Genomic DNA, 26,795 nt, shown 5'->3' with positions numbered 1-26,795 from the left:
TCATTTTACTAATTCGTGCTCTGAGAATTCGATATCTTTATCTTTCAGCGGCCTGCTCTACCTTTTCTTCGTTCATGATTCGTTTGCTACTTACCGATGGCGATACGCTCACCCGCGAGGAACTGCGCATTGGGTTAGGTGCTGCCATAGGCCTGGAAATAGTGGGCGAAGCCGCTACTAGCGACGAATTGCTGGCCCAACTGCCGACCCTGAGCCCCACGGCTGTGCTGCTTGACCTGAGCCTGCCCGGCCCCGACGCCTTTGCGGTGCTGGCCGCCCTGCGCGAGCAGTACCCCCAATTGCGGATTCTCGTCCGCGGCGAACTCACCAACGAGCATTACGTGGCCCGGGCCTTCGATTTGGGGGCCAACGGTTACATCCTCAAAACCTCGCCGCTGCCGGAGCTTGTGCACAGCCTGGGCACCGTGGCGGCTGGGCGGCCATTCTTGTGTTCGGCCCTTGGCCTGGCTTTGCTAGACCGGCTTTACCTGGCCCGGCCCGTTGATGGCACCGCTGCCCGCCTGAGCCTGGGCCTCAGCAAGCGCGAAATGGAAGTGCTGAGTTTAGTAGCTGAGGGCCTCACCAATGCCGAAATCGCCCTACGCCTGTTCACCAGCAAGCGCACCGTCGAAACCCATCGGCAGAACATCATGGAGAAAACCCAGACCCGCAACACCGCCGCCCTCATCAAGCTGGCCGCCCGCCAGGGCCTGCTGCCGGAATAATAATGGGGCAGGAGGGAAGGCAGTTGCTCCTCTTGCCCTCCTGCCCCCACACCCTCATACCCTAACCCTGCTGCGCGGCAATGATGAATTCGGCCAGTTCACGGAAGCAGCCGTAGCCCCCGGCGGTCTGGCAATGAAAATCGGCCACGGCGCGGGCAAAAGTGGTGGCATCGCCGGGGCAGGCCGAAAAACCAACCAGACCCAGAATCTCCACATCGTTGGTGTCGTCACCGATGAAGGCCACTTCCTCGGCCGTCAGGCCGGTGCGGGCCAGAATTTCGTGCAAGCAGGCGGGCTTGTCCTTGATGCCCAGGTGCAGCTCCTCGATGCGCAGCTTGGCGGCTCGGGTGCGTACCGATGGCGACGTTTCGCCCGTCATAATGCCTGTCAGGATGCCGTGGTTGCGCAGGCGCTCCACGCCCATGCCGTCGCGGATGCTGAAGCGCTTCATTTCCTCGCCCCGCTCGGAATAGTACACCCCGCCATCGGTCAGCACGCCATCACAATCAGTGAGCACCAGGCGAATACGACGAGCCCGGGCAGTGAGGTCTGGTAATTTCATAAAGGCAAGGAAAAAAACGAATAAAGCAAGAGAGGTAAAAAGCCAAAACCGGCCCAGTTAGGCCAATAGGGCCGCAAGTTCGGCACAGAAAGGCGAAGTGGAAATTGTACCAAAAGTATAATTATACCGTACCGCGTACCTTAGCAACAGGAATTTACTTTGCTTGTATGCTATGAAGAATAAATTGACTATAAGCGCTGCCGTAGCTATTCTGTTTCCGCTGGCCGCTTTTGCGCAGTCGCCCCACGATGCGGTGGTAGCAGCCGAAGCGGCCTTTGCGGCCCAGGCCACGCAAACCAGCACGGAGGCCGCGTTTCTGGCCAACAGTTCCCCCACGGCCCTGGTGACCGAAAACGGCAAGCTGGTCAATGCCCAGGAGGTGTGGCGCGCGCGCCCCTCGCGCCCCGGCAATAAGCTGACCTGGTACCCGGTGCTGGCCGACGCGGCCCAGTCGGGCGACATGGGCTACACCACCGGTCCCTGGACCATGCTGCAAAACAACCGCCCGGTGTCGGCCGGCGAGTACGTGACCGTCTGGCGCAAGCAGCTGGATGGCCGCTGGAAATTTGCCGTGGACATGGGCATCGAGCGCATCGGGACCGCGCCAGCGCAGCCCGCCACCGTGCCCCGGCCCCGCCTGATGGCCGCCGCCTCCACCCCCAGCACCGCGCCGTCCAACATCGTGCTCGATATTGACAGCAAGTTTGCCGCTGCCGAGCTTATGAAGCCCGGGGCCACCTACCAGCAGTACCTGAGCGCCGAAGCCCGCCTCTACCGCTCGGGCCTGTCGATGATGCAGGGCGCCGCGGCCTCGGCCAACATGAAAAATATCGACGGGGGCTACCTCTTCATCGCCAATACCGGCTACCTGGCCGCCGCCGGCGATTTGGGCTACGTGGTGGGTTCGCTCCACCGCCCGGCCAGCACCAACCACCCCGAGGAAAACGGCACTTTCCTGCGCATCTGGCGCCGCGAAGCCGATACTGGCTGGCGCATCGTATTGGAAATGTTCAATTTAACGCCTGGCGCGACCGAGTCGGCCGCCGCTACCCCCAAGGCCCCTGCTCCGGCGATGCCGGCGGGCACTACCGGCCAGCTGCCGGCCAAGCGCGGCCAATAGCCCTGGCCACCCGCAACGGCTCTGGCCCAATTTTTTCCCTGAAAGCCCCCAGCGCGTCTTGGCGAGTTGGGGGCTTTTTTAGCTAAAGCCCCGGCCCCTACGCCGGTTATCTTTGAATTGAGTGTAAGGCCAATGCCCCCGCTGCGTCTGGCCAGGTGAGGGAGTACTGGCCGCGTCCGTGTCCGGTATCCTTCACGTTTGCTTTTTCCGATTCTTATGAAAGCATTAACAGGGTTGTTGGCCGTTCCATTGCTGAGCAGTTGGGTGGCGCTGGCGCCGCCGACGGTTCCATCCTCCGGTGCCAACCGGGTGCCGGTCATCGTGGAGCTCTTCACTTCCGAGGGCTGCTCCAGCTGCCCGGCCGCCGATGCGGTGCTGCGCGAGTTGGAAAAAGCCCAATCCGTACCTGGCGCCGAAGTCATCGTGCTGGGTGAGCACGTCGACTACTGGAATCGGCTGGGTTGGAAAGATGCTTTTTCGGCCCCGGCCTACACCGAGCGGCAGCGGCAATACGCCGCCGGTTTCGGCACGGGCTCCTACACGCCCCAGGCCGTAGTGAACGGCCGCTACGAGCTGGTGGGCAGCCGCCGCGCCGATTTGGCTGCCGCCGTGGCCAAAGCCGCCAAAATTCCGCAGGCCGCCGTGGCAGTGGCGCTGGTCGGCAGTACGGCGCAAGTGCGCGTGAGCAGCCTACCCGCCGGCACGCCCGCCACCGAAGTGCTGCTGGCCATCACCGAAAGCGGCTTGGCCTCGCAGATTGGCCGGGGCGAAAACTCGGGCTTGCTGCTGCACCACGCGGCCGTGGTGCGCCAGCTGCTGCCGCTGGGCCGGGTGGGGCCCGAGGGCACCTTCGCGGCCAGCCCGGCCCTGAAGCTGGCGGCCGACTGGAAGCGCCCCAACCTGCGGGCCGTGGTGCTGGTGCAGGAGGTGACCTCGCGGCGCATTGTGGGCGCGGCCACGGCGGCGTTCGGCAACTAATTCGGCGTTGTGCCCGGCAAAAGCGAAACTGCGCATCCGGCAAGGCGTACTATTGCAGCGCGACCTTTGCCCAACCAGCCGTCGCCCCGCATGACCCCAACCACTCCTGTTCCGGCCCAGTGGCCGGCCCGCTTCGGCGACGAGCTTTACCGGTTTGCCCTGAGCCGCGTTGCTGATGCGGAAACGGCCGAGGAACTGGTGCAGGAAACCTTCCTCAGCGCCTTGGATGGCCTGGCCACGTTCCGGGCCGAGGCGTCGGAACGGACCTGGCTGTTCGTGATTCTGCGGCGTAAAATCATCGACCACTACCGGCGGCAGGCCCGCGCCACCCATGTCGGGCTGGATGAAATCGGGGACGGCGGCCCCACCGAATCCGACTTCTTCGTGCCCGAAAACGGCCATTGGGCCGGCCCGCAGGCCCCCGTGAGCTGGCTCCGGGCCGATGCCGCGCTGGAGCAGCAGGAGCTGAACGAAATCCTGCAGCGCTGCCAGGACCGGCTGCCGCCGCAGCAAGGGGCCGTGTTTGCGCTGCGCTTCGTGGAGGAATTATCGGCCGAGGAAATTTGTCAGGAGCTGGGCCTTAGCTCGGCCAATTATTGGGTTATCGTGCATCGGGCCAAGCTCCAGCTGCGCCGCTGCCTCGAAAAACACGGCTTGGGCAAGAATTAACTATCCGCTATGCTACGACTCATTAACTGCCAACACGCCACCATGCTTCTGGAGCAGCAGGCCGACCATGCCCTAGCCCGCGAACAGCGCTTGAACCTGTGGCTGCATCTGCGCTACTGCCCCTACTGCAACCGCTACGCCAAGCAAACCGTGCTGATTGCGGAGTGGGCGCGGGCCTCGGCTGCCGCGCGTGCACAGGCCGGCCCGGTGCTGTCAGAAGCGGCCAAGGAGCGGATGCGTGAGCGGCTGGCCGCGGCTGAATAGTCGGTCGTTGCGAGTGGAGCGCAGCGCGGTAATCATCAGCAATCCGTTTTACAACAGAAAGCCCCGGTACTGCGAAGTATCGGGGCTTTCTGTTGTAAAACGGATTGCTGCGTTGCGCGGCGTTCCACTCGCAATGACCATTTACGCGCCGGTCGGTGCCAAGCGTACTACCAGGCCATCGGTGCGGGGGGTGAGGCGAATCTGGCAGCTCAGGCGGGAGCCTTCGTGCACCACGGGCAGGGTTTCGAGCATATCAAGCTCGGCATCTTCGGGCTCGGGCAGGGCGGGGCCGGCCAGTACCTCCACGTGGCAGGTGGCGCACAAGGCCATGCCGCCGCAGGTAGCCTGGATGTCGTAGCCGTCGGCTTTCAACAGCTCCATCAGGCTCAGGCCCATGTCGGTGGGAGCAATGAGTTCGCGGCGGTGGCCGGGTGTTTCTTCGACGTAAATGCGGATGTCTTCTTCCAATGGGTGAATGAGTGATGGGTGAATGAGTGAATGGGTGAATGAATAAATGACGGTTTCACTCATTTATTCATTCACCCATTCACTCACGCATTTACATGCTTGGTGCCCCGTTGACAGTGGTGTACTTCAGGGTGTATTTCTTGTCGGGGAAAATGTATTTGAACGCTCCCTGGCACATCAGCGCGGCCTCGTGGAAGCCACAGAGGATGAGCTTGAGCTTGCCGGGGTAGGTGTTGATATCGCCGATGGCGAACACGCCGGGCAACGAGGTGCTGTAGTCGAGCGTGTCAACTTTCACGGCGTCGTTCTCAATTTCCAGCCCCCACTCGCCGATGGGGCCGAGCTTGGGCGTGAGGCCGAACAGCGGAATGAAGCAGTCGAGCGGGACCTTCTCGGCCTTGCCGTCGTTGCCGGTGATGGTCACTTCCTTCAGCTCGCCGTTGCCGTGCAGGTGCGTTACGTTGGAGCTGAGCACGAGCTTGATTTTGCCGGATTCGTGCAGCTTCTGCACTTTCTCGGCCGAATCGGCCGCGCCGCGGAAGGTGGTGCCGCGGTGCACGAGCGTCACATCGGAAGCCACATTGGCGAGGAAGTTGGTCCAGTCGAGGGCCGAGTCGCCGCCGCCGGCGATGACGATTTTCTTGTCGCGGAAGTGCTCAGGGTCGCGCACCATGTAGTGTACGCCTTTGCCGCCTTCGAAGTGCTCCAGATTCTCCACGGCCGGCTTGCGGGGTTCAAAGGAACCCAGGCCGCCGGCAATGGCCACGGCCTTGCAGTGGATTTCGGTGCCGTCGGTGGTGAACAACTGGAAGGAGCCGTCGTCGAGCTTCGCAAACCGCTCCACCCGCTCGCCCAGCGTGAAGGTGGGGTGGAAGGGTTCAATCTGCTTCATCAGATTGTCGACCAGGTCGCCGGCCAGGATTTCGGGGAAACCGGGAATGTCGTAAATCGGCTTCTTAGGGTAAATCTCGGAGAGCTGCCCGCCGGGCTGCGGCAGGGCATCAACAACGTGGCAGCGGAGCTTGAGCAAGCCCGCTTCAAAAACTGCAAACAGACCGACCGGGCCGGCGCCGATAATGCAGATATCGGTGGAAATGGTGTTGGACATAAAAGTATGAAGTGCCTTTAACCGGGCGTCGGCTTTGAAGCGGCCACAACGTAGGAGGCCGTTGGCGCAAAGGTACGGTTCGGGGTCGGGGCGGCCAATTGACCGCCCGTTTTATAACACCCCCGACCATCAAAACGTTGGCCCGAAAGCTGTTGAACCTAGGCCTCGGTGGCCAGCTCGTCCAGGAACTTGTCGGCCTCCCAGAGGTCGGTGAAGATGCACCGGGGCAGTTCGGGGGTGGCTTCTTCAAACGAGTGAGAATTGCCCGGGGCGTGCACGGTGGCAATCATGCGCAGGCCCCGGCCGGCGAGCATTTGCTGCACCTGTCCGAAGAGTTCGGCCAGTGGTCCCGACACCTCGTCCAGCTCGGTCATGTCGCTCAGAATGGTGAAGCCCGGGCGCATGGCCTCGAGCGCCTGCTGCCAGTCGTGGAGGTATTCGGGCAGTTCCGCCGCCTGAGTTAGCTCGGCGAAGTGCTTGTAGAAGATGCGGTTGCGGCTCGGCTCGGCGGTAATCTGGTATTCGGGGCGAAAGGCAATGAGGCGCATGAACGGCACTGAGAAAATGAGGAACTGATGGTCTGATGACCATTCATGCCAACCGCCAGCAGTGGTCGATAGAGCAGGGAAAGCAACTACGAAAAACTGCAAATTTTGGCCGGCCGCAAAAATACACGTACCACCGGCGGATTGCCTACGTTTAACGGTCTGGGTTTCGGCCGGCGGGTAGTTCGTTGCGTAATGCCTATACTTCGCCCCAAAACCTAGCCTAGCGTTTCTTCTATGCCGATTTCCGTTTTTGTGGGCGTGCCCGCGCCGCGCCTTTTTCGTTGTTTCCGGCTCGCTGGAGTGCTTTTCGGAACAATTTCATTGCTGGCGGCCTGCGGTTCAGAGCCGACCGAAACCACCGCCAGCAAGCCCGCCAAAGGCACTAAAACCACTGCCGAAGCGCCCGCCGCTCCCGAAGCGGCGCCGCTGCACGTCAGCGTTTTTCTGGAATATTCGGGTGGGATGAAAGGCTTCGTACCGCGCGGCGGGGCCGATAAGCCGGCCACCGAATTCCAAAAGCGCATCGGCGCGCTCATCACCGAGACGCAGGTGAACGGGGCCGTAGCCGAGCGCAAATATTACCTCTGCGAAAACGCCGCGCCCCGGCCCGTGAAGTTTGAAGAGCTGCGCGACGTGGTGCAGGGCGAAGTGAGCCGGGCCGCCCTCGGCACCGAGCTGCCCCAGATGCTGGAAGGCATCTTGAACCGGCCTAAGGCAGGGGAGGAGGTCAGCGTGGTGATTTCGGACTTCATCTACGGCCCGGCCCGCAAGTCTGATTTTTCGCAACTGCCGAACCTGATTCGCACGTCCATCGCGCCTGTGAGCCAGCAACAGCTGGCCGTGGCGGTGTTCGGCGAAACCTCGCATTTCTACGGCAGCTACTTCCCGGCCGTGAAAACGCCGATGCCGAAGCGCACCTTGAACGGTGAGAAAATACCCTACTACGTGTGGATTATCGGCCCGCCCGCGCAGGTGGCGCGCTACGCGGCCGAGGTGTTTCGGAACGCGCCGGCCCAGCAGGCCTTCTTCGGGTTGAAAACCAAGACCCCGGCCTTCGCCCCGTTGCTCACCAAGCTCACCGACCCGAAATTAAAGCCGAGCGGGGGCACGGTATACGCCGAAAACAACGGCCTGACCCTGAACCCTTCCGACGACCCGGTAGACTTTTCGGTGGGCCTCGATTTAAAGGAATTGCCGGGCGCGTGGCAAACTCCGGCATTTCTGGCCCAACATCTGCTCGTGCGTCTGCCCAACGGCCAGGCCAGCCTGCTGCCCAACTCGGTACGTGTGCTTACCGATGAGGAGCAGAGCGGCCAGCCGGTGCTGGCGCCTTACACCCACGTGGTGCGCCTGCGGGTGAGCAAGCTGGCGGCGCCCACGGCCACGCTCACCGTGAGTTTGCCTGCTCCGGAAACGCCGGACTGGGTTTCGGCCTGGTCTACTACCAACGACAATACGCCCGCCCCGCGCACGTTTGGCCTCGACCAAATCCTGGCCGGCGTCCGCCAATCGTATCCAACCACCCTGCCAGCCGTATTTACAGTCCAGCTTCCGCTCAAAAACGACAAATAACCTCGCCCTTTTCTCAACCTATGCAAACCTTCTTCACCAGCCTGTACTCGGCCCTGATTTCCATTTTCCAAAGCCAGCGCCCGGCCGATTACGGCTTGTATAAAACGGATTTATTCTCACTTGTGGGCTGGAGCACGCTGGGCGTGAGCTTGTTGCTGGTGCTGGCCTTCTACTACGTGTTCAACTCGGCCATGCGCACCGGCATGTTCCGCAGCACGCACTGGACCCTCACGCTGGCACTAGCCGCTGGCCTGGGCGTGTTCCTGGCCAATAGCCTCAGCAAAAGCCACGGTGCGGAGGTGAGCAGCTACCTGGGCTACTTCATGGTCGTGAATATGATTGTGGCGGCGCTGTGGTTCCTGCTGTTTTCGGTGCTGCTGAAGCGATGGAGCACGTATGCGCGTACTACGCCGTTTGTAGGACCTTTTTAGTGATTAGTGATGAACGGTTAATGATTAATGGCAGGCGTCAGCTTGACCCTGCTTGCGACTCTTTTGCTGTTCATAATTAATCATTAAACACTAACCATTAATCATTAACAATGAAGTTATTCATCTTTGCCGTGGGCGGCACCGGGGCCCGCGTGCTGCGCTCCCTCACCATGCTGCTGGCAGCCGGAGTTCGGATTCCGAACTGCGACCAGGTGGTGCCCGTCCTCATCGACCCCGACACTCAGAATGGCGACGTGACGCGCACCGTGGCCCTGCTCAAGCGCTACGCCCGCATCCACGAAGCCCTGTACGGCGACGGCCAGAAGGAAAAAACCGGTTTCTTCAGCCAGCCTATGAACACGCTGGCCCACCTCAATACCAGCGGCGGCGGTGAGGAGCTGCGCGACTCGTTCGTGTACGACTTCGGCGGCATCAGCCAGCCCTTCCGCGACTACCTGAAGTACAACGACCTCTCGGTGGAAACGCAAGGTTTGGTCGATTTGCTCTTCACGCAGGACAGCCTGGCCGCCAACCTCGACGTGGGCTTCCGTGGTTCGCCCAACGTGGGCTCGGTGGTGCTGAACGCCGTGGTGCAATCTAAGGAAATGCGCTACCTCGCCCAGAGTTTGCAGGACGGCGACCGCGCCTTTTTCATCAGCTCGATTTTTGGCGGCACGGGCGCGGCCGGCTTCCCGCTGCTGGTGAAAAACCTGCGCGACGCCAACTCGCCGCTGGCGCACCCCGAAATCCGTCGCCGCCTCAAAGCCGGCGCGCTGGTGATGCTGCCCTACTTCAAGCTGCAGGACCCTTCGGCGGATGAAAAGTCAGCAGGACAGGATTTTATCGACTCGAATACGTTCGTCACGAAGACCAAAACGGCCCTTTCGTACTACGCCGACAACCTTCAGGGCTTGGAAGCCCTGTACTACCTCGGCGACCAGCCCGGCCAGCCGCTGGCCAACCACCCCGGCCGCGCCGAGCAGCGTAACCAAGCCCACTTGCTGGAACTGCTGGGTGCCTTGGCCGTGCCCCACTTCATGGAAGTGCCGGACAACCAGCTCGACGGCAACCAGCCCCTCTACCACGAGTACGGCCTGAAAGCCGACACCACCGACATCGACTTTGGCCAGTTGCCCACGGAAATGCGCCAGGAAGTGGCCCGTCCGCTCATTCAGCTGCACTACTTCGCCCGTTACTTCCTCAAGCACACCCCCGACGACGCCAAGGCGCCCTACTACGAAGCCGGCGACCTCACCGCCCAATTGCGCAACAACCGCGCCCTGCGCGAGCTGACCGACTTCTTCGGCGATTACAACGAGTGGCTGCGCGAGCTGGGCGTGAACCAGCGCCGCTACACCGCCATTCGCGCTGACGAGGCTGATTTCAACAAAATGGTGGCCGATAAAACGGTGGAAACCGGCATTTTCAGCAAAGGCATCACGCCCGGCTTTTTCCGCGACGAGCTAACCAAAGCCGTGGGCAAAGACACCCTGAAAAACCCGACGGAAAACGAGGCCCTGCGCTGGGTGGTGAAGGCCTTTGAGGAGGCAACGGGCGAGATTCTGAATAAGAAGCTGCAATACTCCTAAATCGGCTGTCATTGCGAACGGAACGCAGTGGAGCGCGGCAATCCGTCCTCTCGATGCAGATAGCCCTGAGATGTGACAAAGCCCTTTCTGGTAAAGGCTGAAGAAACAAAAGCTGCTAAGTAACTCAGGTTTCAAAGCGAAAAAAGCGTCAGTAAAAATCTAATTCATCACATTATTCAGTGACGCGCTGAGAACAGGACGGATTGCCATGGGCTGCGCCCTCGCAATGACAGCCGATTCAGCGACTCGCGCCTCCTGACCGAAAACAACCTTCATGGCTAAAATCCTGCGATTACACGACACCGGCTCCAGCACCCACGAAGGCTGGGGACCGACTGGCAAAATTGGCCCCCACGAAGTGGAGCGCCTACTGGACCCGCAAGGCGGCCGCGCCGCCAAGGTGGCGGTTTCGATTCCTTCGCCCTTCGCCCGCATGCACCTGGTCGAAACTGCCTTGCGCTTCGTGACGCAGGGCGGCGTGAGCCAGGATTCAGTGTACCACCAACTGGTGAGCCACTTCTGGGACGTGTGGGAAATGGTGTTCAACTTCCACCAGCGCAAGCTGGCCAGCCAGCGTCTGCAAATCCGGGCCTGGCGTAAGGACGAGGAACTGGCCAAGCTGCGCCAGAACCCCGCCACCCGCCCGCTGGCCGACGTGCTGGCTTTGTACCTCGATGGCCGCTTTGCGAAGCTGACCGAGATGCACCTCATCTATTTCCCCGGCGCGAATGGCGTGCCGCAGCTCATCGGTGGCACCTCGCCGCTCACGTTGTTTTTCCCGGCCCCGAATGTGAAGCCGCTGCCGGTGCAGCGCCCGCAGGGCGGTGGTTATTACTTCGATAACCAATATGTGCCGCTGGCCAACCGCGAAGCCGCGTTCCGCGACTACGTGTACCAGGAGTTTGTGGGCGACCCGGCCCTGACGGCCCTTGCGCCGCTGGTGCGCGACACCCTCGACCGCGGCCTGCTGCAGAAGTGGGCTATGGATGGCACCGCCAGCCTCGCTAATTACCCGGTGCTGACCGACGCTTCGAACAACCAGATTGACGTGGCCGGTGTGCTACTGCGCGTGCGCCCCGATGAAGGCACCGTGCGCGGCTCCGACCTGTTCATCCGGCCGACGCGGGCGGGCGTGGGCGGCCCGCTGCCCATCGTGCTGCGCCCGGGCCTGAAGGCTGTGGGCAAAAAGTATTACAACGAAACCCTGTTTGCCGACAGCGGGGCCACCGTGCCCGCCGCCGATGCCCGTCCGCTGAAGGAACGCACGCTGCCCGGCCCGGAACTGCCCTACCCGTACTTGACGGTGAACGACTTGCTGGAAGAAACCCTGCTGGCCGTGCCGTATGAGGTGGACGAGGCCCGGTTCTTCTGCGGCAACCTGAAAATTGCGCCCGGTTTCCGGCCCAGCAGCTGGCCGCTGCTGCCCATTAAGCCGCTGTATTTCGACTACTTCACGCAGCAGGATTTGGCTGAGCATTTGACGCTGGAGCTGGAATCGGCTTGCATCCGGGTGAAGCTGCGGGTGCCGGTGAGCGGCGGCGACTACGTGGATTACGAGCGCGCTTACTACGACAACCCGCAAGGGGAGGGCGTGGGGCGGTTGCGTGTGACCAACGTGGCGCTGTCGGTGTTTCCCTTTGTGAAAGTGGCCGACGCGCCGCAGTACAACGACTTTTACAAAGTCATGCTAGTGGATGCCAACAACATCGACCCGAGCATGGTGACCAAGAAAGTCGACCTGAAGTTCTGGGCCAACGGCCACCAGCTCAGCGAAACCGGCACCGACCAGAGCGCCACCCGCTACGAGCGCACCCCCAAAACCAGCCAGGACGAAGGCAGCACCTACTACGAGGTGCGCGGCACGCATTTCGACTACCTCGAAGTGCTGAACCCGGCTCCGGCCGAGGGCCGCGCGCTCATCATTCCGCGCTGGCCCGAAGTGCGGCAGGGCACCAAGGAATACCGCTTCGCCATCGACTTTGGCACCACGAACACCCACGTGGCCATGCAGGACAGCCCCGGCCAGGAGCCCAAGCCGTTCAGCTTCGGCCTGACCGATACGCCGGTGGCCCTGCTGAAAAAGAGCACCGCCGAGCCTGACCGCACCGCTTACGAGCGCCTGTATCGCGGCATCGACGATGACCCGGCCAACTTCGTGCAAATCAAGCGTTGGCAGCAGTACCAAGAGCGCGAATTCGTGCCGCCCATCATCGGGGCCGACAGCTCGCCGTACGCTTTCCCGGCCCGCACTGCCACTTATGAGGCGGCCAACTACGCCACCCAGGAGCTAAGCGTGCTCGGCAACATCAACGTGGCCTTCGGCATCATCACCGAGGAGCAGCGCCGGCCGAACTATCACACCAATCTGAAGTGGGATAATTCGCTGAACATCGCCAATACCAACCGCGTGCGGGCGTTTTTCAAGGAAATTCTGCTGCTGTGCCGCGCCAAAGTAGCCCTGAACGGTGGCAACCTCGCGGCCACGCAAATCACTTGGTTTGCCCCGCTGAGCTTCTCGACCTACCAGCGCAACCTGTACCAGCGTGAGTGGGATACGCTGTTTCACAGTGTCTTCCATACCACCAACTCCATGCCTTGCATGGTAGAATCGACCGCGCCGTACTACTACCTCACGCGCCGCAACATTGTGACGCTGGGGCCGGGCGAAAATGCTGCTTTCATCGACATCGGCGGCGGCACCACCGACGTGCTGCTCTACGCCGACCGCAAGCCGGTGCTGAGCACTTCGTTCCGCTTCGCCGGCAACGACCTGTGGGGCGATGGCGGGGCCGAAGTGCGCGGCTCGAAGGACAACGGCCTCGTGCGTTTTGGAGTGGCTGGGGTGCAAAGCGCGGTGCTGTCGCCCGCCGCCCGTCGGGCCCGCGAATACGTGCTGGTGGCCGAAGGAACCGACAATTTCGGCTCCGAGGACGTGGCCAGCTTCCTGTTCAACTACGACCAGCTGCTGGGCTTCAGCGAACGGTTGCTGCGGGCCGAACACCTGCGGGTGCTGTTCTACCTGCACTTCGGCGCGCTGATTTACCACGTGGCGCAGGTGACGGTGGCCAACGGCCAGCAGCTGCCGCGCTACCTGTGCTTTACGGGGCGCGGCAGCCTCTACGTGCGCCTGCTGGCCGCCGGCTCCAACCTGCAGCCGGTGGAGAAGCTGGCCCGCCTCATCATGGAAAAAGCCACTGGCCAGACCGTGCCGGCTGATTTCCGCATCAAGCTGGCCGACGACCCCAAGCAAACCACCGCCAACGGCGGCGTGCTCGCCACCGGCCAGATTCCGCAGGACCCGCCCATGGTACGCCCTGTGGGCGTGCTGCCCGACCCGGAAAACCCGCAGGCCGATAAAGGAGAACACCACCTCGAAGCCACGGCCGTGACCGACGAAATCAAGCAAGCCGTATTGGCCAACGCCCGCGCCTGCCTCAAGCTGCTACTCGAAGACCCCGAGCTGAAGCGCGTGCAGGCCGACCTGGGCGTGAAAAACGACCAGGGTCTGGTGATGAATACGCTGGAGCGCAGCCTCGGCGACTCCTTCAACCTTTACCGGCAGCAGTACGCCGACGTGCTCCGCGACGGCGATACCGTGCCCGAAACGCTGTTCTTCCTGCCGTTCAAAAACGCCCTGTATGAGCTATCCAAGGTGCTTCATGACGCGCAGCCGCTCAACTAGCCGCGTTGGCTCCGTGAGCCTGCTCCAGCCGGCCGGCTGCCCTTGCACGGGCAGCCGGCCGTTGCTGCTTCTCCTGTTGCTGGGGGTGCTGAGTGGTAGTCCGGCAGCGTGGGCGCAGCCGCCCGCCAATACGCCTGCGTCCCGTTTGGCAACAGATTCGGCCTCGGTGACTGCTGCCGCACCGGCTGCTCAGCCAGCTTCGCACTGGTCCACGGTGTGGGCGGTGCTGGGTGGGGTAGCCATTGGTGCGCTGGGCGTGTGGTTTTTCGTGCGGAAATCACCGGCGGCTGACACTCCGGTTACCAAGGATGTTCCTTCTCCCGCACCCATTGCCGTGCCGGAACCAGTGCGAAAAAAGCCGGCTGAGAACGTGCGAAAATCGCCGCCTGCCGAGCCGCCCGCTACCGAAAGTACGGGCAAAGGGGTTTCGTTTCAGTCGATGCGCGAAGTGCAGGGCACTACTCCCAAGCCGCCGGCCAAGCCATCTGGCAAGGATAAAAGGAACCAGCCCAACTTCAACTCCCGCAAATCGTCGGCCGCTAATTCTTCCCAATCCTGGCCGCCGATTGCCCCCCGTCCCTCCGCTATGAATCCAACTTCGCCCACCCCGCCGCCCACTGGCGACAACCACCCCCTGGAGCCTGGCCAAACCATTGAATGGGCCGCGCCTACGTCCACGCCGCCCGCCATTCAGGAATTGATTGATGGTAGCGCCACCGATGCCGCCGCTAACCCGGCCGCTGGCGCCGCCGAAACCGCGCCCGAACCTGCTGCGCCCACGGCGTCCAACGGCCCGCTGCATTACTACGCCCCGGCCCCCGATGTGCCCAGCATTGAGCACCGCAAGCTCAGCCCCAACCCGCTGCCGCAGATGCCGGTGCTTATCACCCTGCCGCACACCGAGGCTACCACGGCGCAATTTTCCTTCAGCCCGCAGGCCGACCAGTCGCGCATCATCGGCAACGGGGTGCGGGAGTTGAAGGAATTTTTTCAGTTTGAGCTGCCGCCCACGGAGCAGTTCACCACCATCAAAAACCTGAAACCCGGCAAGCTGGAAAAGCGCGACGAGGCCTGGCACGTGGTGCAAAAAGCGGAAATCGCGCTGAGCTAGTTGTAGAGACGCATCTTTGCGTCTCTACAGTTTGTAGCCCCATTTTATGCTCCTGATTGAAATCCTCCTCATCCTGGCGCTGGTGGCCTGGCAGGCGCTGGTGTTTATGCGCAACCGCCAGCTCACGGCTCGGGTGCAGGCCATGTACCCGCCGGCCGGCGCGGTGGGCGTGCAGCCCATCCCCTTCACGGCGGCCGAGCCGGACAAGAATTTCGCCATTCAGTACGATGCGCTCATCACCCGCGACGCTTCGCCGGAGTTTGGCCAAATCATCACCGATACCAACGAATACCTGCTGAATAACCGCGGTGCAGCGGCCGATTTTGGCATTCTGAAAGACATTTCCGAGCGCCACGCCGAGGCGCTCGATGAGGAGATTCAGGCCCAGATTGCGACACCGTTGTATCTGGGGCTGCTGGGCACGTTTACGGGGGCTATTCTAGGATTAGTTTCACTGGTGGGCAATCCCTTTGCTGAGGCCGTAGCAGACCCGGCCAAGGACACTTCGTTCAGCAACGGCGACGTGCAGCACTTCCTTGGCGGGGTGCTTATTGCCATGATTGGCAGCCTGTTCGGCCTGGCATTTACGCTGGCCGGCAACCAGCTGCTGAAGCAGGCCCGCGCCGTGCGCGACCGCAACAAAAATGCCTACTACACCTTCCTGCAAAAGGCGTTGCTGCCCAAGCTGAACTCTGACATGCAGGCCGGCATGAGTAACCTGAAATCGGTGCTCGATACCTTCAACGCCGAGTTTTTCAGCCAGATTCAGAACGACTTCTTCAGCAAGATTCACGAGTTCACGCCGCTCATTGCCAGCATCACGGAGAACGTGAGCATTCAGAAGCGTTTTCTGGAGCAGCTGGAGAAAATCGGCTATTCGGAGTTGGCCAACGCCACCATCAAGGTGTTCGACAGGGTGGACGAAAGTGCCCAGACGTTTGAGAAATTCCTCGGCTATCAGCAGGCGCTGAACACCACCGTGACGCACAGCAACGAGGCCGCCCAGACCATTGGCTCGCTCCTCAACCGTCTTACGGCGCTGGAGCAGGGCCTGGCCAGCGTGCCGCAATACCTCCAGCAGCACGACGACGCGCTGCGCCAGCAGGTGGCTTTCTTCAGCCAGCACGGCAAGCTGCTGGCCGACCTGGGCGCGCAAATCCGCCAGGGCGTGAGCGAGGGCGTGCACCGCATGGATGCCGAGCTCGACGGCCGCCTGCAGGAGCTGCAAAAGGAAGCCAGCGCCGCCCACGAGCAGTGGCAGCAGCATTTCCGCCGCCTGAACCAGGACAACATTTACCAAAAAATTACCGAGTACCTCAATCCCTTCACCCAGCTCCCGGCCCAGCAAAAGGACCTCAACGTGCTGCAGGAGCGCCAGGCCTCACTGGCTGCGCAAGCCATGCAGCGCATGGAAGCCCGCCTGCTGGCCGATGCGCAGCTGCAACGGCAACTGTTGCAGCAGGTGGACCGGACCAACAAAGTGCTGGAGGAAATCACCAAACCGAACTGGTTTCAGCGCACAATTCTAGGCAAGAAGTAAAACGGTCATTCCGAGCGCAGCGAGGAATCCGGGTGCTATTTAGCAGTTGATTCAGATTCCTCGCTGCGCTCGGAATGACAGCTTGGATACGCTGCACAAACCCCTTAATTATCCCCTATGAAAGAGAGCAAGGACTTCTTCTGGCCCAGCTACGTGGACCTCATGACGGCCTTGTTCCTGACCATGCTCGTGCTGTTCGTGCTCAGCTACAAGCTCTTCAAAGACAAGCAGCGCGACAACGACAAGCTCATCTACGACCTGAAAGTACAGGTGCAGGAAAAGCGCAAGCTCGACGAAATCAAGGCCGCGCTCAAACGCCTCGAAAGCAATTATTTCGAGTACAACCCCACCTACAAGCGTTACGAGCTGAAATTTCCCGTCACTTTCGCGCCCAAGAGCGACGTGCTGCCCTACGAGGCCCAGGCCCCGCTGGTGAAAGCCGGCCGCTTCCTGCTGAGCCAGATGCAGTCGATAAAAAACGACGACAAGGTGCAGTATCTCATCGTGGTAGAGGGCCGGGCGGCCAAAGACCTGCGCTACCCTGCCAACGACCCGCACAACCTCGACGGCCCCGCCGTGCGCCAGCTCAGCTACAGCCGGGCGCTGAGCGTGATTCGGCTCTGGGAGGAGGCGGGCTTACGTTTCCCCAGCAATCTGGAAGTGGTGGCGGCCGGCAGCGGCTTCCGCGGCGCCGGCCGCTACACTGGCAGCCAGGAGGCGCTAAACAAGCGGTTTATTATCCAGATTCAGCCCAAAATTGGCTCGATTGGGAAGTAGAGCGGGGCTTGCCCCCGCCCGTCGTTAAACAGAACAGGGGTGTGCAAACGGCGGGGGCAAGCCTTCCAGGTACGACCCCGCACCCTACTTCAATATCCCCTCAATCCCGGCCAGTTCCTCTGCGCTGAACGTCAGGTTCTCCAGGCAGCGCAGCGAATCATCGAGTTGCTCGGGCTTGCTGGCCCCGATGAGGACGGATGTTACCCGGTCATCCTTCAGGAGCCAAGAAAGAGCCATTTGGGCGAGGCTTTGGTTGCGGGTTTGAGCGAGGTCGTTGAGGCGGCGCACCTGCTCCAGGCGCTCGGGGGTGAGGCTGCTTTCGGTGAGAAAACCCACGCCTTTGGCCACCCGGGAATCATCGGGGATGCCGTGCAGGTATTTGTTGGTGAGCAGGCCCTGGGCCAGGGGCGAGAAGGGGATGCAGCCCACGCCTTCGGTGCCCAGCAAGTCGAGCAGGCCGTCTTCGACCCAGCGCTCAAACATCGAATACTTGGGCTGGTGGATGAGGCAGGGCGTGCCCAGGTGGCGCAGCAGGGCCAAGGCTTCGGCCGCCTCGGTGGGTTTGTAGTTGCTCAGGCCCACGTACAGCGCTTTGCCCTGGCGCACGATGAGGTCGAGGGCAGCCATGGTTTCGGCCAGGGGCGTGTCGGGGTCGGGGCGGTGGTGGTAGAAAATGTCGACGTACTCCAGGCCCATGCGCTTCAGGCTTTGGTCGAGGCTGGAAACGAGGTATTTTTTCGAGCCCCACTCGCCGTAGGGGCCTTCCCACATGTGGTAGCCGGCCTTGGTCGAGATGATGAGTTCATCGCGGTAAGGCCGGAAATCTTCGCGCAGAATGCGGCCAAAATTCTCCTCGGCCGAGCCGGGCGGCGGTCCGTAGTTGTTGGCCAAATCGAAGTGCGTGATGCCGCGGTCAAACGCCCGGTGCAGGATAGCGCGGGAGTTGGCCAGCAGGTCCACATCGCCGAAATTATGCCACAGTCCCAGCGAGAGGGCCGGCAGTTTCAGGCCGCTGCGGCCGCAGCGGCGGTAGGTCATTTCCTGGTAGCGGGTGGGGCTTGGCTGGTAGGGCATGGTGGTTGGGGGCGTCTGTCATTGTGAGTGGAGCGCAGCGGAACGCGGCAATCCGTCCTGTTCAATGTGATAAACCCTGAGATGTGGTGAACCTTCCGACAATAATAAGCCCTGACGCCGTTGCTGGCGTCAGGGCTTATCACATTATCCGGTGTCGAGCTGAGAACAGGACGGATTGTTTCGTCCGCGCAATGACAATACCGAACTAGTAGCGGCGGTTGATGGCGTTCAAATCCTCAAATGCCGATTTCAGGCGGGCCGAGAACGACTCTTCGCCTTTGCGCAGCCACACGCGCGGGTCGTAGTACTTCTTGTTGGGCGAGTCGGCCCCGCTGGGGTTGCCAATCTGGCCCTGCAGGAAGCCTTCGTTTTTCACGTAGTAGTCCTTGATGCCTTCCCACAGCGCCCACTGCAGGTCGGTGTCGATGTTCATTTTGATGGCCCCGTAGCTGATGGCCTCGCGGATTTCCTCCTGGCTCGAGCCCGAGCCGCCGTGGAACACGAAGTCGATGGGCAGGGCCTCGGCGATGTTGTGCTTCTGGCGCAGGAACTCCTGCGAGTTGTGCAGAATCTTGGGCTGCAGCTTCACGTTGCCGGGCTTGTACACGCCGTGCACGTTGCCAAAGGCGGCTGCGATGGTGAAGCGCGGGCTCACCTCGCTCAGCTGCTCATAAGCGTAGGCCACTTCCTCGGGCTGGGTGTAGAGTTTGGAGCTGTCCACGTCGGAGTTGTCCACACCGTCTTCCTCGCCACCGGTCACGCCGAGCTCAATCTCCAGCGTCATGCCGATTTTGGCCATGCGCTCGAGGTAGCGCTTGCAGATTTCGATGTTCTCCTCAATCGGCTCTTCCGACAAATCGAGCATGTGCGAGCTGTAGAGCGGCTGGCCGTACTGCTGGAAGTGTTTCTCGCCGGCCGTGAGCAGGCCGTCAATCCAGGGCAGGAGCTTTTTGGCGGCGTGGTCGGTGTGCAGAATCACGGGCACATCGTAGAGCTCGGCCATCAAATGCACGTGCTGCGCCCCCGAGATGCCGCCCGCGATGCTGGCCTGCTGCTTGTCGTTGGGCACCGACTTGCCCGCGAAGAACTGCGCGCCACCGTTCGAGAACTGGATGATAACCGGCGAGTTCACCGCTTTGGCGGTTTCGAGCACGGCGTTCACGGTGTTGGTGCCGGTCACGTTCACGGCGGGCAGGGCGAAGCCCTGGGCTTTGGCGTGCTGGAAGAGGGCCTGCACTTCGTCGCTGTGCAGCACACCGGCGCGCAGGCCGGTAAGGGTTTGGTCAGCCATAAGAGAAAAGCTATGCGGCGGGGCCGCGGTGGGATGTGAAGCAGGTGGACAAGCGGGACGCCTCCGGCGGCGGCCCGACGGCAAAGTACGGGCGGCGCTGCCTAACCTGAAAGGTTTCGGCTAAACGAATGCGGTGCCGGGCCCTGGACCTAAAAGAAAGAGGCTGACCGTTGCAGCGGTCAGCCTCAGGCAGCACAATTCATCCCACTCACTTCCAATTGTTTAGATAATGGTCATTAGTTTCGATTGCTGGTATATTCCGAACCGGTTGCTGACATGTAATCTGTAAATATAGTCGCCAGGCGGCAATCCCAAGCCGGTAAGATTCAGTTTTATGCTCTGGGGGCCGGCGCTACGGCCCTTGCGCACCACGCCGGCCATTTTGCGGCCCAGCTGGTCGAATAAATCGAGGTGGACATCGGCCACCGTGGGCAGGGTGAAGGGAACGGTGGTTTCGCCGTTGTGCGGATTGGGATAGTTCTGCCCCAGCACAAAATAGCCGTCTGCGCCGCGCTGTGCACCGGTGCCCTCACCGGGCCGGGAGAAACCGGGCTTAACATCGGACGAAATGACGCCGCTATTGGGGGCAGTCGCAACGTCGTAGGGTGTGACGTTGCCAGGGGCATCGGTCATAGTGAGGCAGGTAATGCGTGAGAAATAGGCTGAGAAGGGTAGTGTAGGTGGAGAAGTCAGAAACAACATGCCAAAGATGGAACTTGGGTCTGTGAATAAGACGCTTAATCGACGGCTTAGTTTAAAAAGTCGATGAACATCAGCTCATTCACTCCCAATGGTTTTGCTGCGGACCAGGATAGTCTGCTGGCAGTCCGGAACTGCCAGGTGGGGCGATAGTCGGCGTAGGGACGCGGCTGGGCGATTGGGTTTGAACCCCCTGCGGCGGCCCGCCACCTTTGACGCCGCAAACCGACCCGTGCCGGCTGCCTTGCTCCACCTAATCCGACCCCTGCTTATGCATACGCCGCGCCGCCTCCGCCTAGCCGAAGCCTAGCCCACCGCCGCACAGCACATCAGCCTGCCAGCTACCGCGCGGCAGGTTTTTATTGTCCCATTTTCATTCAGCCCCTTTTGCTTGTTGCCATGCAGCGCTTTGAAGACGAATCTGATACCCAACTCCGCTCGGTGCTGAAAGCCGATGAATACGCCAAGCTGCAGGCCCAGCGGGCGGCCCAGCGCCGGGCGCGCCGCCCTGGCCGCCGGCCCGCTCACTAACCCTGGCCTCAACGGGCCGGGGGCCAGTGGCTGCCGGCCCATCATTCTTATCCCAACTATCCTTAGTCCACCATGAAAAAGCAGGTTTACCGCATTCTGCGGAGGATTTTTCGGCGGCACCTCATTGCGCCTTCCAGCTTGGTGCCGCGCCGCCGGCTGAGTGCCGTGTTTGCCAGCGAGATGGAGCGCAACGAGCTGTATTGCGAAGTGGAGCGGGCCTGTTACGTGCAGCTTGACGATGCCGAGCTGCGGCGGGCCGAGACGTTTCAGGCGCTGGTGGCCTACGTGGTGCGCTGCCTGCCGGCGGCGCAGGGGCCACGCTACGGGTGGCGCAGGCCAGCGGTGGCGGCAGCATCGCCGGGGCGGATGAGCAGGGCCTTGGTGTAGAGGGCGCGGGCTTCGGCTTTTTTGCCGAGGTTGAGGTAGGCCCAGGCCAGCGAGATGGTGGAGTCGTAATCGAATGGGTAGAGGTTGACGACGTGCTCGAAGTAGCGCGCGGCCTGGCCGTAGGCCTTGCGGTTGAGATAGATGACGCCGGTCCAGTAGTTGGCCTGGGTGTTTTGGGGGTCTACTTTGAGGATGGCCTCGTAGGTGCTCAGCATCTTCTCCACCTGGCCCAGCGCGTTCAGGGGCTTGATGAGGCCGAGCTTGGGCTCGATGGCGTAGGGGCGCTGCTCCACGGCTTTCTGGTAATGGGCGGCGGCAGCGGGGTAGTTTTTGGCCAGGAAGTAGAGCCAGCCCAGGCGCAGATTCTGCTCATAAGTGCCCACGTAGATGGCCTTGATGGGCGCGATGGCCTCGGCGTAGTCGGCCTTGGCCTCGGCGGCGTAGCTGGTGGCGAAGGCGGTCGCCTGGTCCGGGGCCTGGGCGGCGGCCGGCACAGCATACGCGAGGGCAGCGGTGGCGAAGGTCAGCTTTACCAGGTCCATGCGAGGGCAGTACTAAGAGATTGCAAGTTATACAGGCGGTTGTCGATGGCATCGCGACGGCGCTCCAGGCCGTAGCTCAGGCGCAGGGAGAGCCGCTCGGGTAGCAAAATAAGCAGGCCGGCCCCGGCGCGGGCCTGCAAGGGGTCGAGCAGGTTGTACACGTAGAGGCCGTCGAGCTCGGCCAGCACCGGCACCTGGCCCAGGCCGCCGTACACGTCGAGCCACACGCGGCGGTGCAGCCGCCCGCCCGCCCCCAGCAGCGCGTGCGGAAAGCTGCGGCCATTGGAGCGCACCACGCTGGCCTGCCCGAAGCCGTACAGGCGCAGGTTGCCGAGCGGGTACACGGTCAGGCGCAGGTCGGTTTGGGCGCGGGCGGTGTCGGTGAGCGTGCCGAGGTACTGCCCGGCCTGCACGGCCCAGTAGGGGCGGGCGTAGGCCAACGCCGCGTAGCCGAGGTGGCTGGCGGGCGCTTCGAGGCGGCCGAAGTCGCTGCGCAGGTAGTGGTAGCCGAGCAGGGCGCGCCAGCGCGGGCCGAGCTGGCCGGCCAGCAGGGCGTGGTACTGGTGCTGACGCACGGGGTAGCCTTCGCCATGCCCGCGCCGCTGGTGGTCGGGCAGCTCAATGTTCTGCCCGAAGTAGCTGAAGTTCTGGCTCAGGCTGAAGCGGGGGCTGAGGCGGGTACCCAGGCCCAGGCGCAGGAAGCCGGCCGGCCCCCGGTGCTCGTTGCGCACCGACTGCCCGCTGGCTTCCACCTCCACCCGGCTCAGGAGTTGGAAGCCGTTGAGGTGCAGTGGCCGGCGAAGCGAGTCGGGCAGGCCGCGGGCCACCAGGGCCGCAGGGCCGGGCTGGTTCAGGCCGAGGTAGGCGAGGGCCAACCCGTAGCGGGCGGTGGTGTCGACGGCGTTTTCGCGCAATGCCCGGCCGTAGTGCCTGATGGCCAGCGCCGGCCGGTCGCGGGCCAGGGCGGCCTGGCCCAGCCGGCGGCGCAGGCCAGGGTAATCGAGTCCGAGGTGCAGGGCGGCGCGGCCCACCGAATCGAGCGCGGCCCAACGGTACTGCCGGGCCAGGGCTTCCACGAGGCTATCGGTGGCCTGATAATCGGGTATGGAAGCTTCTTGGGCGCGGGCGGCGGTGGCCCCAGCCAGCAGCAGGAGCAGCAGGATGGTTAATTTCCTCATGCGCCGGCCACTGTGCAGGTGAGGTTGAGGCTGCCGGTGGCCCGGCGCACGCGCAACTCGGCCAGCCGGCCTTCGGCAAAGAACAGCTCGGCGGCCTGCACCTCGCGGGTGCGGCCGAAGCCCGATACCACCACGCGGCTGCGCAGCCGTACCGGCCCGCCGGGCCATTGGCCGGCCGTGGCGGGCAGCTCTTCGGCCCAAAAAGTAGGGCGGAGGAAGCGGTAGAACGGGGCCAGCACATCCTGCGCCCAGGTGAGGACGGGGTTGCGCACCACGGTCAGCGGAAAGTCGTCGTGCACCGTCTGCCCCGGCAGGCTGGCCAGCGGCACCCGGTAAGCGGCTAGGTAGAGCAGGTATAGCCACGAGCTTTCATCGCCATAAAAGGCCGTGCAATAGAACACCGACTCGTCGCCGGCGAAGTATAGCACGGCCCCCGTGCGCTGGCAGCGCAGGTAAGCCAGGTTGTAGGCATCGGTGAACACCTCCCAGCGCTGGGCCGGGGTGGCGGGCGCGGCGGCATCGCGTACGTCCAGGGCGTAGCCGGGGGGCAGGCGCAGGGCTTGGCTCAGGGTGCGGTTGAAGGCGGGCGGGCTCACGATTTCGCTGGCTTCGGGCACGGCGAAATGGCGGAGCTGTGGCGTCTTGGTGTCGCCCGACAGAGCGTCAGATTTACCCGAAACGCTAACCGGTGAACCCCAAGCCTGAAACGGTTGCTCCTTCAGCTTCTTGAGGGTCAGAGTTAAAGCATCGGCGGTAGCAGGTGAACTCACCCCCTGCATCGCCACGAAATACGCCAACGGGTACGCCAGCGTGCGCGAGCCCACATAGGGCGTGGCCTGCACCTGGAAGTGCAGGTGTGGCTCGGGCGAGCGGCCCGAGCTGCCACAGGTGCCGATGATGTCGCCGCGCCGCACGTGGTCGCCCACTTTCACGGGCACCGAATGGGCGCGCAGGTGCGAAAGCTGCGTAAACAGGCCCGGCGCGTGGCGAATGACTACGGTATTGCCCCAGTTCTCGCGGGTGTTCACCTCGCCGATGACGTTGTCTTCGATGTGTTGAATAACTTCTTCCACCACACCGTCGGCGGGGGCCAGCACGGGCTTGTTGTAGGCATAGTAGTCGCTCAGGCTAAGGCCGGAGCCGTGGTAGGTGCGGCCGTCGGCATCGGTGATGGCGAAGTCCAGGGCCTGGCCCCAGTCGCCGAGGTGGGTGGGGCCGCCGTCGAGGTAGCCTTGCGTGCAGGTCCACGCGCCCCGAAAAGGCAGGGTGAGGGCCACCGCGCCCTGGTGGGCCAGCCGCACCCGCGCCGTGGCGTAGGTGTAGAGGTTGCGCTCGGGCGAATAGCGCTGGATGGGCGTGAGCACGAGGCCCGCGCCCGGCCGCTCGCGCAGCAGCAGCACGTACAGAAACAGCAGCGCCGTGGCGCAGTAGGGCAGCGAAAGAGCCGGCAGCCCCAGCCTATCGAGCACGACGGTGAAGCCGGCCAGCGCCACCACCGTCACGGGCACGCTCAGCAAGGCCCAGCCGTAGCCGGCCGCCGAGGGGATGACGAACACGCCGCCCACCGCCACGGCCGCCACCACATAGTTGGCTCCCAGGTTGTAGTCCAGCGGTCCGCTGCCCGCCGGCCCGGTCAGCAGCAACAACCCATACGCCCCCAAAAAACCTAGCACCGACAGCGAAAACGCAATGCGCGAGTGCCACAGCAGCCCGGCCGCCACCAGCAGCCCGGCCAGCGCGCTGTCCTGAAACAGCACCGCGCTCAGGGCCCGCAGGTAGGTGGCCAGCAATGGCGGCCAGGGCCAGGCCGCCACCCATTGGGCGGCCACTACCAGCCGGGGGCCGCCCAGGGCGTAAGCCTCGTTCAGCCAGTAGGTGCCGCCCTCGGCCGGCGGCAGGTGCAGCAGCGGCCCGGCCCCGAGCAGCAAAATCCACACCGTGCCCACAAAAGGCAACGACAGAAATGGCAGACCCCGCCCGCCCAGCCAGCCGCCCAGGGCCACGCTCAGCAGCAGGGCCAGGCCTGCGCCCACCACCACCAGCCCCGCCAGCCCCCAGCCCGGCGCGAAAAACGAGGCCAGCGCCAGCCCGGTGAGCAGGGCGTTGAAGCTGTACGCGCCGCTGTCGGTCCATGCCATATTGTAGCCCCCCAGCCGCGCCCCGGCCACCGCCAGGCAGGTGCTGGCCAGCCCCGCCGCCCCCACCGCCGGGTGCCCAAACGACACCGCCAGCAGTAGGGCCGCAAAGCCCCGGTGCTGCGAAAAGAACAGCATGGCGTAGCTGTGCAGCACGGCGCGGAAGAAGGAGGAGGGAGTAGGAACTGTCATTGCGAGTGAAGCGCAGCGGAACGCGGCAATCCGTCCTGTAAGCGCGACCAGCCTGATAAACTCAGCCTGGTTCAGAAAATGGGAAGGAGTGTTTAGGTTGGGTAATGAGGTGTGGTGTATGAAGCTTTCTGAGTTAAGGACGTTGGTCGCATTGGGAGGACGGATTGCCGCGTTCCGCTGCGCTCCACTCGCAATGACGACGAAAACTACCGTAGGTGCGCCGGCACCCGCTCCAGCTGTTGCAGGTACTCCAGCGTTTCGGCGGCTCTTACCAAGTGTACGGCGCCGGCCTCGTCAATCAGCACCACGTTGGGGCGCAGGTTGATGAATTGCTGCCACTGACTCATGTTGTACGCGCCCACTTTGTGCACCACCACGGTATCGCCGGGGGCGAGCAGGGGCAGGGCGATGCTGTCGCGCAGCTGGTCGATGTTCATGCACAAGGGGCCGTAGAGCACGGTGGGCTCGGTTTGATTGGAGAATTCGCGGGTGGGGCTGATGTGGTGGTCATACCAGAATGAAGTAAAGAGCAGGTTCACGCCGAAGTCGAGGATGGTGGCGCGGCGGCCATCGGCCAGGCGCTTATTCGCCAGCACCGAGCCGATGAGCGAGCCCGCGTCGTCCACCAGGGCCCGGCCGGCTTCCAGCACCAGCAGCGGCAGCTCATCGGCCGGGAAGCCCGCGCCCAGCAGCGCCCCGGTAATAGCTTCGGCGTACTCATCGAGCGGCGGCACCGTATCGGCGGCGGGCAGGTAGGCGCCTTTTAGGGTGTTGGTAGAAGGGAGGCCGCCGCCCAGGTCGAGGTATTGCACGGTCGTGTGCAGCTCCCGCTGGCAGCGCCGGGCCAAGGCGGCCAGCTTGGTGGCCGCCGTGCCGTAGGCCTTGGGCTGCAGCACATAAGTGCCGATGTGGCAATGCAAGCCCACCAGCGCCAGCCGCCCCGAGGCCACCACCCGGCCCAGCGCCTGCCAGGCCTCGCCATTCTCCAGGTTGAAGCCGAACCGGTCCCACTGCGGGTAAATGCCCGCGTCGAGGTTCACACGCAGGGCCACGCGGGGCCGGGTGGCGCGGCGGGCCGCCACCTCGAGCAGCAGGTGCAACTCGTCGGCATTGTCGAGGTGAATCACGGCGTCAACGTCGCAGGCGCGCTCCAGGTCGGCCCGCCGCTTGCCGGGGCCGTTGAAGAGGATGTGCGGGCCGGGCACGCCGTTGAGCAGGGCCTTTTCCAGCTCCATGCCGCTCACCACTTCTGCCCACGCGCCCTCCTGGTGGAAGGTGCGGCACACGGCATTCAAATAGTTCGTCTTGTATGACCACGCCAATTGCACGGCCGGGTAGCGCGTGCCGAAAGCCCGCACGGCCGCCTGGTAGCTGCGCCGCAGCTGCCGCTCGCTCAGCACAAACAAGGGCGAGCCGAACCGGGCCACCAGCTCCGCCACGGGCACCCCGTCGAGGGCCGTGGTGGGCGCGGCCCCGGCCCGCGGCCCGAATTTGTGCAGCGCGCCAGCCGTGAGCTTGCGGATAGTGGGCCGTTCGTAAGGTTGTTTCATGGGTTGGTAAGAAAACGCGGAGGCAAGGGCGGGAAAGAGCAAAACAACGTCTGCCATCCTGAGCGCAGTGAA

25 protein-coding genes are annotated in these 26,795 nt (G+C 63.0%); 14 read left to right on the top strand and 11 right to left on the bottom strand.

What is annotated here, in order from left to right:
* The first annotated feature begins 74 nt into the window (after nucleotides 1-74).
* Nucleotides 75-725 (top strand): response regulator transcription factor, encoded by a 651-nt coding sequence (locus ACYU7Q_RS09540; RefSeq protein ID WP_460609222.1) that lies wholly within the window; start codon nucleotides 75-77, stop codon nucleotides 723-725.
* Nucleotides 726-786: 61 nt separating this feature from the next.
* Here the strand turns inward: ACYU7Q_RS09540 and ACYU7Q_RS09535 are convergent, their stop codons facing one another.
* Nucleotides 787-1,287 carry a KdsC family phosphatase gene (locus ACYU7Q_RS09535; protein WP_460609221.1) on the bottom strand — a complete coding sequence of 167 codons (501 nt, stop codon included), beginning with the start codon at nucleotides 1,285-1,287 and terminating at the stop codon, nucleotides 787-789.
* A gap of 172 nt (nucleotides 1,288-1,459) precedes the next feature.
* On the opposite strand from ACYU7Q_RS09535, the gene ACYU7Q_RS09530 reads away from it, so the two are divergent.
* The 4 genes from ACYU7Q_RS09530 to ACYU7Q_RS09515 all read left to right on the top strand — a co-directional run bounded on the left by ACYU7Q_RS09530 (nucleotide 1,460) and on the right by ACYU7Q_RS09515 (nucleotide 4,318).
* Nucleotides 1,460-2,407, top strand: coding sequence for a Cif family virulence factor (locus ACYU7Q_RS09530; RefSeq protein WP_460609220.1), 948 nt, complete (start codon nucleotides 1,460-1,462; stop codon nucleotides 2,405-2,407).
* Nucleotides 2,408-2,623: 216 nt separating this feature from the next.
* On the top strand, nucleotides 2,624-3,385 hold the full coding sequence (locus tag ACYU7Q_RS09525; RefSeq protein WP_460609219.1) for a DUF1223 domain-containing protein: 762 nt from the start codon (nucleotides 2,624-2,626) through the stop codon (nucleotides 3,383-3,385).
* Between the two features lie 90 nt (nucleotides 3,386-3,475).
* A complete protein-coding gene (locus tag ACYU7Q_RS09520; RefSeq protein WP_460609218.1) occupies nucleotides 3,476-4,054 on the top strand; it encodes a sigma-70 family RNA polymerase sigma factor in 579 nt (192 codons plus the stop codon).
* Nucleotides 4,055-4,063: 9 nt separating this feature from the next.
* A complete protein-coding gene (locus ACYU7Q_RS09515; protein WP_460609217.1) occupies nucleotides 4,064-4,318 on the top strand; it encodes an anti-sigma factor family protein in 255 nt (84 codons plus the stop codon).
* Between the two features lie 141 nt (nucleotides 4,319-4,459).
* Here the strand turns inward: ACYU7Q_RS09515 and ACYU7Q_RS09510 are convergent, their stop codons facing one another.
* From ACYU7Q_RS09510 to ACYU7Q_RS09500, 3 genes are all read right to left on the bottom strand, one after another.
* The gene (locus ACYU7Q_RS09510) at nucleotides 4,460-4,786 is read right to left on the bottom strand and encodes a 2Fe-2S iron-sulfur cluster-binding protein (protein ID WP_460609216.1); all 327 of its coding nucleotides are present in this window, start codon (nucleotides 4,784-4,786) and stop codon (nucleotides 4,460-4,462) included.
* 91 nt (nucleotides 4,787-4,877) lie between these two features.
* On the bottom strand, nucleotides 4,878-5,894 hold the full coding sequence (locus tag ACYU7Q_RS09505) for an NAD(P)/FAD-dependent oxidoreductase (RefSeq protein WP_460609215.1): 1,017 nt from the start codon (nucleotides 5,892-5,894) through the stop codon (nucleotides 4,878-4,880).
* Between the two features lie 158 nt (nucleotides 5,895-6,052).
* Nucleotides 6,053-6,442, bottom strand: a complete 390-nt coding sequence (locus ACYU7Q_RS09500) for a hypothetical protein (protein WP_460609214.1) — start codon at nucleotides 6,440-6,442, stop codon at nucleotides 6,053-6,055.
* 234 nt (nucleotides 6,443-6,676) lie between these two features.
* Between ACYU7Q_RS09500 and ACYU7Q_RS09495 the strand changes: the two genes are divergently transcribed.
* The 7 genes from ACYU7Q_RS09495 (at nucleotide 6,677) to ACYU7Q_RS09465 (ending at nucleotide 17,144) form a co-directional block, all read left to right on the top strand.
* Nucleotides 6,677-8,014, top strand: a complete 1,338-nt coding sequence (locus ACYU7Q_RS09495; protein WP_460609213.1) for a hypothetical protein — start codon at nucleotides 6,677-6,679, stop codon at nucleotides 8,012-8,014.
* Nucleotides 8,015-8,034: 20 nt separating this feature from the next.
* Entirely contained in the window at nucleotides 8,035-8,445 is a 411-nt protein-coding gene (locus tag ACYU7Q_RS09490; protein ID WP_460609212.1) for a hypothetical protein, read from the top strand.
* 110 nt (nucleotides 8,446-8,555) lie between these two features.
* Nucleotides 8,556-10,034, top strand: coding sequence for a hypothetical protein (locus ACYU7Q_RS09485; RefSeq protein ID WP_460609211.1), 1,479 nt, complete (start codon nucleotides 8,556-8,558; stop codon nucleotides 10,032-10,034).
* Nucleotides 10,035-10,308: 274 nt separating this feature from the next.
* Nucleotides 10,309-13,716: a hypothetical protein gene (locus ACYU7Q_RS09480; protein WP_460609210.1), complete on the top strand. Its 3,408-nt coding sequence runs from the start codon at nucleotides 10,309-10,311 to the stop codon at nucleotides 13,714-13,716.
* Nucleotides 13,717-13,777: 61 nt separating this feature from the next.
* Nucleotides 13,778-14,827 carry a hypothetical protein gene (locus tag ACYU7Q_RS09475; RefSeq protein WP_460609209.1) on the top strand — a complete coding sequence of 350 codons (1,050 nt, stop codon included), beginning with the start codon at nucleotides 13,778-13,780 and terminating at the stop codon, nucleotides 14,825-14,827.
* Nucleotides 14,828-14,873: 46 nt separating this feature from the next.
* Complete coding sequence (locus ACYU7Q_RS09470; protein ID WP_460609208.1) at nucleotides 14,874-16,367, top strand: hypothetical protein; 1,494 nt, start codon at nucleotides 14,874-14,876, stop codon at nucleotides 16,365-16,367.
* Nucleotides 16,368-16,484: 117 nt separating this feature from the next.
* Nucleotides 16,485-17,144 carry a hypothetical protein gene (locus ACYU7Q_RS09465; RefSeq protein ID WP_460609207.1) on the top strand — a complete coding sequence of 220 codons (660 nt, stop codon included), beginning with the start codon at nucleotides 16,485-16,487 and terminating at the stop codon, nucleotides 17,142-17,144.
* Between the two features lie 84 nt (nucleotides 17,145-17,228).
* Here the strand turns inward: ACYU7Q_RS09465 and mgrA are convergent, their stop codons facing one another.
* From mgrA to ACYU7Q_RS09450, 3 genes are all read right to left on the bottom strand, one after another.
* Complete coding sequence (gene mgrA / locus ACYU7Q_RS09460) at nucleotides 17,229-18,218, bottom strand: aldo-keto reductase family protein (protein WP_460609206.1); 990 nt, start codon at nucleotides 18,216-18,218, stop codon at nucleotides 17,229-17,231.
* Between the two features lie 205 nt (nucleotides 18,219-18,423).
* Complete coding sequence (gene fbaA, locus ACYU7Q_RS09455; protein ID WP_460609205.1) at nucleotides 18,424-19,509, bottom strand: class II fructose-bisphosphate aldolase; 1,086 nt, start codon at nucleotides 19,507-19,509, stop codon at nucleotides 18,424-18,426.
* Nucleotides 19,510-19,731: 222 nt separating this feature from the next.
* Nucleotides 19,732-20,142, bottom strand: a complete 411-nt coding sequence (locus ACYU7Q_RS09450) for a T9SS type A sorting domain-containing protein (protein ID WP_460609204.1) — start codon at nucleotides 20,140-20,142, stop codon at nucleotides 19,732-19,734.
* Nucleotides 20,143-20,607: 465 nt separating this feature from the next.
* Between ACYU7Q_RS09450 and ACYU7Q_RS09445 the strand changes: the two genes are divergently transcribed.
* A complete protein-coding gene (locus ACYU7Q_RS09445) occupies nucleotides 20,608-20,739 on the top strand; it encodes a hypothetical protein (protein ID WP_460609203.1) in 132 nt (43 codons plus the stop codon).
* Nucleotides 20,740-20,811: 72 nt separating this feature from the next.
* Nucleotides 20,812-21,126, top strand: a complete 315-nt coding sequence (locus ACYU7Q_RS09440; protein WP_460609202.1) for a hypothetical protein — start codon at nucleotides 20,812-20,814, stop codon at nucleotides 21,124-21,126.
* Here the strand turns inward: ACYU7Q_RS09440 and ACYU7Q_RS09435 are convergent.
* The 4 genes from ACYU7Q_RS09435 to ACYU7Q_RS09420 form a co-directional block, all read right to left on the bottom strand.
* Complete coding sequence (locus ACYU7Q_RS09435; protein WP_460609201.1) at nucleotides 21,060-21,668, bottom strand: tetratricopeptide repeat protein; 609 nt, start codon at nucleotides 21,666-21,668, stop codon at nucleotides 21,060-21,062. The genes ACYU7Q_RS09440 and ACYU7Q_RS09435 overlap by 67 nt on opposite strands.
* A complete protein-coding gene (locus ACYU7Q_RS09430) occupies nucleotides 21,656-22,846 on the bottom strand; it encodes a tetratricopeptide repeat protein (protein WP_460609200.1) in 1,191 nt (396 codons plus the stop codon). The genes ACYU7Q_RS09435 and ACYU7Q_RS09430 overlap by 13 nt, the downstream gene beginning before the upstream one ends.
* Nucleotides 22,843-25,173: an urea transporter gene (locus tag ACYU7Q_RS09425; protein WP_460609199.1), complete on the bottom strand. Its 2,331-nt coding sequence runs from the start codon at nucleotides 25,171-25,173 to the stop codon at nucleotides 22,843-22,845. The genes ACYU7Q_RS09430 and ACYU7Q_RS09425 overlap by 4 nt, the downstream gene beginning before the upstream one ends.
* Before the next feature lie 206 nt (nucleotides 25,174-25,379).
* Nucleotides 25,380-26,723, bottom strand: coding sequence for a type III PLP-dependent enzyme domain-containing protein (locus ACYU7Q_RS09420; RefSeq protein ID WP_460609198.1), 1,344 nt, complete (start codon nucleotides 26,721-26,723; stop codon nucleotides 25,380-25,382).
* Between the last annotated feature and the right edge of the window lie 72 nt (nucleotides 26,724-26,795).

This window comes from Hymenobacter terrigena, assembly GCF_054776515.1.
The sequence above is the reverse complement of the archived record's forward strand: the minus strand, read 5'-3'. Positions and strand labels throughout refer to the sequence as shown.

Coding starts and splice junctions, on each gene's coding strand:
- ACYU7Q_RS09540 (WP_460609222.1), top strand. CDS start 75: ATGATTCGTTTGCTACTTACCGATGGCGATACGCTCACCCGCGAGGAA.
- ACYU7Q_RS09535 (WP_460609221.1), bottom strand. CDS start 1,287: ATGAAATTACCAGACCTCACTGCCCGGGCTCGTCGTATTCGCCTGGTG.
- ACYU7Q_RS09530 (WP_460609220.1), top strand. CDS start 1,460: ATGAAGAATAAATTGACTATAAGCGCTGCCGTAGCTATTCTGTTTCCG.
- ACYU7Q_RS09525 (WP_460609219.1), top strand. CDS start 2,624: ATGAAAGCATTAACAGGGTTGTTGGCCGTTCCATTGCTGAGCAGTTGG.
- ACYU7Q_RS09520 (WP_460609218.1), top strand. CDS start 3,476: ATGACCCCAACCACTCCTGTTCCGGCCCAGTGGCCGGCCCGCTTCGGC.
- ACYU7Q_RS09515 (WP_460609217.1), top strand. CDS start 4,064: ATGCTACGACTCATTAACTGCCAACACGCCACCATGCTTCTGGAGCAG.
- ACYU7Q_RS09505 (WP_460609215.1), bottom strand. CDS start 5,894: ATGTCCAACACCATTTCCACCGATATCTGCATTATCGGCGCCGGCCCG.
- ACYU7Q_RS09500 (WP_460609214.1), bottom strand. CDS start 6,442: ATGCGCCTCATTGCCTTTCGCCCCGAATACCAGATTACCGCCGAGCCG.
- ACYU7Q_RS09495 (WP_460609213.1), top strand. CDS start 6,677: ATGCCGATTTCCGTTTTTGTGGGCGTGCCCGCGCCGCGCCTTTTTCGT.
- ACYU7Q_RS09490 (WP_460609212.1), top strand. CDS start 8,035: ATGCAAACCTTCTTCACCAGCCTGTACTCGGCCCTGATTTCCATTTTC.
- ACYU7Q_RS09485 (WP_460609211.1), top strand. CDS start 8,556: ATGAAGTTATTCATCTTTGCCGTGGGCGGCACCGGGGCCCGCGTGCTG.
- ACYU7Q_RS09480 (WP_460609210.1), top strand. CDS start 10,309: ATGGCTAAAATCCTGCGATTACACGACACCGGCTCCAGCACCCACGAA.
- ACYU7Q_RS09470 (WP_460609208.1), top strand. CDS start 14,874: ATGCTCCTGATTGAAATCCTCCTCATCCTGGCGCTGGTGGCCTGGCAG.
- ACYU7Q_RS09465 (WP_460609207.1), top strand. CDS start 16,485: ATGAAAGAGAGCAAGGACTTCTTCTGGCCCAGCTACGTGGACCTCATG.
- mgrA (WP_460609206.1), bottom strand. CDS start 18,218: ATGCCCTACCAGCCAAGCCCCACCCGCTACCAGGAAATGACCTACCGC.
- fbaA (WP_460609205.1), bottom strand. CDS start 19,509: ATGGCTGACCAAACCCTTACCGGCCTGCGCGCCGGTGTGCTGCACAGC.
- ACYU7Q_RS09450 (WP_460609204.1), bottom strand. CDS start 20,142: ATGACCGATGCCCCTGGCAACGTCACACCCTACGACGTTGCGACTGCC.
- ACYU7Q_RS09445 (WP_460609203.1), top strand. CDS start 20,608: ATGCAGCGCTTTGAAGACGAATCTGATACCCAACTCCGCTCGGTGCTG.
- ACYU7Q_RS09440 (WP_460609202.1), top strand. CDS start 20,812: ATGAAAAAGCAGGTTTACCGCATTCTGCGGAGGATTTTTCGGCGGCAC.
- ACYU7Q_RS09435 (WP_460609201.1), bottom strand. CDS start 21,668: ATGGACCTGGTAAAGCTGACCTTCGCCACCGCTGCCCTCGCGTATGCT.
- ACYU7Q_RS09430 (WP_460609200.1), bottom strand. CDS start 22,846: ATGAGGAAATTAACCATCCTGCTGCTCCTGCTGCTGGCTGGGGCCACC.
- ACYU7Q_RS09425 (WP_460609199.1), bottom strand. CDS start 25,173: ATGACAGTTCCTACTCCCTCCTCCTTCTTCCGCGCCGTGCTGCACAGC.
- ACYU7Q_RS09420 (WP_460609198.1), bottom strand. CDS start 26,723: ATGAAACAACCTTACGAACGGCCCACTATCCGCAAGCTCACGGCTGGC.